The organism is Mesorhizobium sp. M1A.F.Ca.IN.022.07.1.1 (assembly GCF_003997575.1).
GTDB lineage: Bacteria > Pseudomonadota > Alphaproteobacteria > Rhizobiales > Rhizobiaceae > Mesorhizobium.
On sequence record NZ_RZST01000346.1, the window covers coordinates 1 to 5,977 of the forward strand.

At 64.7% G+C, this 5,977-nt stretch carries 3 protein-coding genes; 2 read left to right on the forward strand and 1 reads right to left on the reverse strand.

Features of this window, described 5'->3' with window-relative positions:
• Positions 1-1,878, reverse strand: a 1,878-nt coding sequence (locus EOA75_RS27260; RefSeq protein WP_127325611.1) for a heavy metal translocating P-type ATPase, incomplete at its 3' end; no start/stop codon positions are given.
• A gap of 194 nt (positions 1,879-2,072) precedes the next feature.
• Here EOA75_RS27260 and EOA75_RS27265 point away from each other — a divergent pair.
• Positions 2,073-4,877 (forward strand): [protein-PII] uridylyltransferase, encoded by a 2,805-nt coding sequence (locus EOA75_RS27265; RefSeq protein ID WP_127325612.1) that lies wholly within the window; start codon positions 2,073-2,075, stop codon positions 4,875-4,877.
• 46 nt (positions 4,878-4,923) lie between these two features.
• Positions 4,924-5,977, forward strand: a 1,054-nt coding sequence (murJ, locus tag EOA75_RS27270) for a murein biosynthesis integral membrane protein MurJ (RefSeq protein WP_127325613.1), incomplete at its 3' end; no start/stop codon positions are given.

Consider the following 5,977-nt stretch of genomic DNA (forward strand, 5'->3'; position numbering starts at 1 on the left):
CGCGCTGGCGGAAACGGGCGCGGTGTCGACGCCGAGGTCGGCCATCATCGCCGCATTGCCGAGCGCAACCTTCCTGCCGGACACGATGCCGGCAACGCCCTTGCCGGTTATCGCCTCGAAGTCCTCGGCACCTGCAAGCTTGGCGCCGCGTTCGGCGGCACCTTCGACGATCGCCTCGGCGAGCGGGTGTTCCGAGCCCTTTTCGAGCGTCGCGGCGAGCGCCAGCAATTCATTCTCCGCAATGCCTTCGGCGGCGACGACATCGGTCAGCCGCGGCCGGCCCTCGGTCAAGGTGCCGGTCTTGTCGACGATCAGTGTGTCGACGGAGGCGAAGCGCTCCAACGCCGCCGCTTCCTTGATCAGCACGCCGGCATGCGCGCCGCGGCCGGTCGCGGTCATGATCGACATCGGCGTGGCCAAGCCGAGCGCGCAGGGACAGGCGATGATCAGCACCGACACCGCCGACACGATGGCGAAGGCCAGGCTGGGCTCGGGGCCGAAGAGCGACCATACAATGAAGGCGATGATCGCCACCAGCACGACAGCCGGCACGAAGTAAAAGGAAACTCGATCTGCCAGCCCCTGGATCGGCGCGCGCGAGCGCTGCGCCTTGGCGACCATTTCGACGATGCGCGAAAGCGTGGTCTCGGCGCCGACCTTTTCGGCACGCATGATGAGGGAGCCGTTCTTGTTGAGCGTGCCGCCGGTGAGCGAATCGCCCTCCGACTTCTCGACCGGCAGCGGCTCGCCGGTGATCATCGATTCCTCGATGGCCGAGCGCCCCTCGAGCACGATGCCGTCGACCGGCACGGCATCACCGGGACGGATACGGAGCCTGTCCCCGGTCTTGACGCTGTCGAGCGGCACGTCCTTTTCGGTCCCGTCGGCGCCGATCAGGCGCGCCGTCTCTGGGGCAAGGTCGAGCAAGGCGCGAATGGCCGAGCCCGTGCGCTCGCGGGCTCTGAGTTCCAGCACCTGGCCGAGGAAAACCAGCGCGACGATGACCGCGGCCGCCTCGAAATAAACCGGCACGCTGCCGTCATGGCCGCGAAATTGGTGCGGGAAGACATCCGGGAACAGCGTAGCGACAAGGCTGAAGAGATAGGCAGCGCCGACGCCGAGCGAAATCAGCGTCCACATATTGGGACTGCGGTTGAGCAGCGATTCCCAGCCACGATGGAAGAACGGAAACGCCGCCCACAGCACCACCGGGCTCGCCAGCGCCAGCTCTGCCCATGTCTTCGTGCGGCCGTCGACGAAGCTTTCGAAGCTGACGCCGAGCATCGGCGCCATTGCGATGATGAGAAGCGGCAGCGAAAGCACGGCGCTGACCCGGAAGCGGCGGGTGAAATCGACAAGCTCCGGATTCGGGCCTTCGTCGCCGGAGGGCACGCCCATCGGCTCCAGCGCCATGCCGCAGATCGGGCAGGAGCCGGGCCTGTCGCGGATGATCTCGGGATGCATCGGACAGGTGTATTGCGTGCCCTTAGGCATCGGCTGCGGCGCAGGCCGGCCGGCAAGGTACTTTGCCGGCTCGGCTTCGAACTCGTCCTTGCATCCGGCCGAACAGAAATAGAAACCCTGCCCCTCGTGTCGGACAAAATGCCTGGCGCTCGCGCGGTCGACATTCATGCCGCAGACGGGATCGGTGGCCGTCAGATATTTGTCCGGCTCGGCCTGGAACTTCGTGCGGCAGCGCTCGCTGCAGAAATGAAAGGTCCTGCCGCCATGCTCGGCCGCCGGCTTGCCGGCCGCCGGATCGACCGCCATGCCGCAGACGGGGTCGCGAATCACCGCTTCGGTCGCAGGCCGAGCATTCTTCCCCGAACAGCAGGATGCGCCGTGCGCATGATGATGGTTATGGTCGGAATGGGTCATCAGCAAATGCCTCGGAACTCTCGGACTGAGGCGGAGGTAGTCCTTCCAGTAACTGGAAGGTCAAGGGTCAGTTTCGATTTTTTAGTCTATAAAGTTGATCGGCTGAGCGTCGAACGCACCTTCCGCGTGATGGAATTCGGCCTGTCGCACGCCCCATACACAGCGCGAAGAAAACGCGCTATAGACGCCGCCGAATGCCCAAGATCTCCCTCAAACTCGACGAAATCATCGATGGCGACGCTTTGCGCCGCGACATGACTGCGCTGACGGCGCCGAGCGCAGGCGACGGCTCCGGCAAGGCTGCCCGCACAGCGGTTCTCCAACTGCTCAAGGGCAAGCTCGCGGAAGGGCGAACGATCGCCGAGGCGATGCTGAAGCAGGATGGCGGCGGCCATGCCTGCGCCGAGCGGCTGTCGCATCTGATGGACGAGCTGATCCGGGCGCTTTACGACTTCGCGGCCACCCACGTCTACCAGGTCAAGAACCGATCCGCCGCCGAGCGCATGGCGGTGGTCGCGGTCGGCGGCTACGGCCGCGGCACGCTGGCGCCGGGCTCCGACATCGACCTGTTGTTCCTGCTCCCTTACAAGCAGACGCCGTGGGGCGAGCAGATCGTCGAATACATGCTCTACATGCTGTGGGACATGGGGCTGAAGGTCGGCCACGCCACCCGCAACATCGAAGAGTGTCTGAGGCTCTCGCGCACCGACATCACCATCCGCACCTCGATCCTGGAAGCGCGCTTCCTGTGGGGCGAACGCAAGCTCTATGACGAACTGCTTACCCGCTTCGACCACGAAGTGGTGCGCACCACCGGACCCGAATATGTGCAGGCCAAGCTCGCCGAACGCGACGAGCGCCACGCCAAGGCGGGCGAGAGCCGCTATCTCGTCGAGCCCAATGTCAAGGACGGCAAGGGCGGTCTGCGCGATCTGCAGACGCTGTTCTGGATCGGCAAATACTTCTATCGCGTGCGTACCGGCCAGGAACTGGTCGAGAAAGGCGTCTTCACCGAAGCCGAGTATCGCGAATTCCAGAAGGCCGAGGACTTCCTGTGGGCGGTGCGCTGCCATATGCATTTCCTCACCGGCAAGGCGGAAGAGCGGCTGCATTTCGACATCCAGCGCGAGATCGCCGAGCGGCTGGGCTACACGACGCATCCCGGGCTATCGGCGGTCGAGCGCTTCATGAAGCACTACTTCCTCGTCGCCAAGGATGTCGGGGATCTCACCCGCATCTTCTGCGCCGCGCTTGAGGAAGAGCAGGCCAAGCATGTGCCCGGCTTCAACCGCATCTTCCTCACCTTCTCGCGGCGCAAGCGCAAGCTTGCCGGCACGTCCGACTTCATTGTCGACAACCACCGCATCAACATTGCCGACGACAGCGTGTTCGAACGCGATCCGGTCAACCTGCTCCGGCTGTTCTGGTTCGCCGACAAGCACGGGCTGGAGTTCCACCCCGACGCGCTGAAGCTGCTTACCCGGTCGCTCGGCCTGGCCAACAAGTCGCTCAGGCGCGACGAGGAGGCCAACCGGTTGTTCCTCGATATCCTGACCTCGGACCGCAATGCCGAGCTCAATCTCAGGCGCATGAACGAGGCCGGACTGCTCGGCAAGCTGATCCCCGACTTCGGCAAGATCGTCGCCATGATGCAGTTCTCGATGTACCACCATTATACGGTGGACGAGCATCTCATCCGCTGCATTGGCGTGCTGGCCGAGATCGAGCGCGGCGACGGTGCCAAGGTGCATCCGCTGTCGCACTCGCTGATGCCGGGGCTGAAGAAGAGCCGCGAGGCGCTCTATGTCGCGGTGCTCTTGCACGACATCGCCAAGGGCCGGCCGGAGGACCATTCGGAGGCCGGCGCCAGGATCGCGCGGCGCATCTGCCCGCATATGGGGCTGTCGGCCGCCGACACCGAGACCGTAGCCTGGCTGGTCGAAAACCATCTCGTGATGTCGATGACGGCGCAGACGCGCGACCTCAACGACCGCAAGACGATCGAGGATTTTGCCTCGATCGTGCAATCGGTGGAGCGGCTGAAGCTGCTTCTGATCCTGACCGTCTGCGACATTCGGGGCGTTGGGCCCGGCGTGTGGAACGGCTGGAAGGGACAATTGCTGCGCACGCTCTATTTCGAGACCGAGCTGCTCTTGACCGGGGGCTTCTCCGAAGTGTCGCGGGCCGAACGCACCTCCGCCGCGCGCGAGCGGCTGGCCGAGGCGCTTTCCGCATGGCCGGCGAAGGAGCGCAAGCGCTATGTCGCCCAGCACTACGAAAACTATCTGCTGACCGTCGACCTGCCCGACCAGTTGCGCCACGCCGAATTCGTCCGCGAGGCGGATGTGGCCGGCAGGAAGCTCGCCACCATGGTGAAGACGCATGAGTTCGAAGCGGTAACCGAGATCACCGTGCTGGCGCCGGACCATCCGCGCCTGCTGTCGGTGATCGCCGGCGCCTGTGCCGCGGCCGGCGGCAACATCGTCGATGCGCAGATCTTCACCACCTCTGACGGGCGGGCGCTGGACACCATTTTGATCTCCAGAGAATTCGATCGCGACGAGGACGAGCGGCGGCGGGCCGAACGCGTCGGCAAGCTGATCGAGGACGTGCTGTCCGGCAAGAGCTGGCTGCCCGAGATGATCGAGAAGCGGGCCAAGCCGAAGCGCGGCGCCAAGGCCTTCCGCATTCCGCCGCGCGCCGAGATCCGCAACACGCTGTCGAACCGTTTTTCCGTGATCGAAATCGAGGGGCTGGACCGGCCCGGCCTGCTCTCAGAGGTCACCGGCGCGCTGTCGGACCTTTCGCTCGATATCGCCTCGGCCCACATTACCACTTTCGGCGAAAAGGTCATCGACACCTTCTATGTCACCGACCTTACCGGCCAGAAGATCGACAGCCCGACGCGCACGGCCACGATCCACAAGCGGCTGATCGACACACTCGAAGGCAACGCGCCCGAACGCAACGGCAAGGCCAAGGCGGCGGCCGCCGAGTGATCATCACCATCCATTTGACGCAATTCCGCAGGCAGTCATCCTCCGCATGAGCCTTGTCAAAAAATTCGCCACCGTCGCCTCCGGCACGCTGATGAGCCGCGCGCTGGGTTTCGGCCGCGAGATGCTGATGGCGGCGGCCCTCGGCACCGGACCGGTCGCCGACGCCTTCAACGCCGCCTTCCAGTTTCCCAACACCTTCCGCCGGCTGTTCGCCGAAGGCGCCTTCAACGCCGCCTTCGTGCCGCTGTTCGCCAAGGAGATCGAAACGCACGGCACCGACGGCGCAAAGCGCTTCTCGGAGGAAGTGTTCGGCGTGCTGTTCTCGGCGCTTCTGACGCTCACCATCGCCATGGAACTGGCGATGCCGCTGATCGTCCGCTACCTGGTGGCGCCGGGCTTTGCCGACATTCCGGGCAAGTTCGAGACGACCGTCCGGCTGGCGACGATCATGTTTCCCTATCTGATCTGCATGTCGCTCGGCGCCATGATGGCCGGCATGCTGAACTCGCTGCGCCGCTATTTCGCCGCGGCCATCGCCCCCGCTTTCCTCAACATCATCCTGATCAGCGTGCTCGCCTATGCCTGGTATCATGGGCTCGACGCGCATGATGTCGGCTTCGGCCTATCCTGGGGCGTGCTGGCGGCGGGCATCGTGCAGCTCGCCATCGTCTGGGTAGCGGTGCGCCATGCCGGCATCTCGATCGGCTTCCGCCGACCCAAGATGACGCCGAACGTCAAGCGGCTCCTGATCCTGGCGCTGCCGGCCGCTATTACCGGCGGCATCACCCAAATCAACCAGCTGATCGGCACGGCGATTGCCTCCGGGCAGAACAGCGCCGTGTCATCGCTCGCCTATGCCGATCGCATCTACCAGCTGCCGCTCGGCGTCGTCGGCGTTGCGGTAGCGATCGTGCTGCTGCCGGAGCTGTCGCGGGCTTTGAAATCGGGCAATCTGATCGAGGCGGCCAATCTGCAGAACCGCTCGGTCGAGTTCACGCTGTTCATGACCTTGCCGGCGGCCGCGGCGCTTTGGGTGATGTCGGAGCCGATCGTGCGGCTGGTCTATGAGCGCGGCGCCTTCGCCGCCAACCATTCGACGC

What these genes read in the sequence shown, in the direction of transcription:
- EOA75_RS27265 (WP_127325612.1), top strand. Translation starts at nt 2,073, where the DNA reads ATGCCCAAGATCTCCCTCAAACTCGACGAAATCATCGATGGCGACGCT.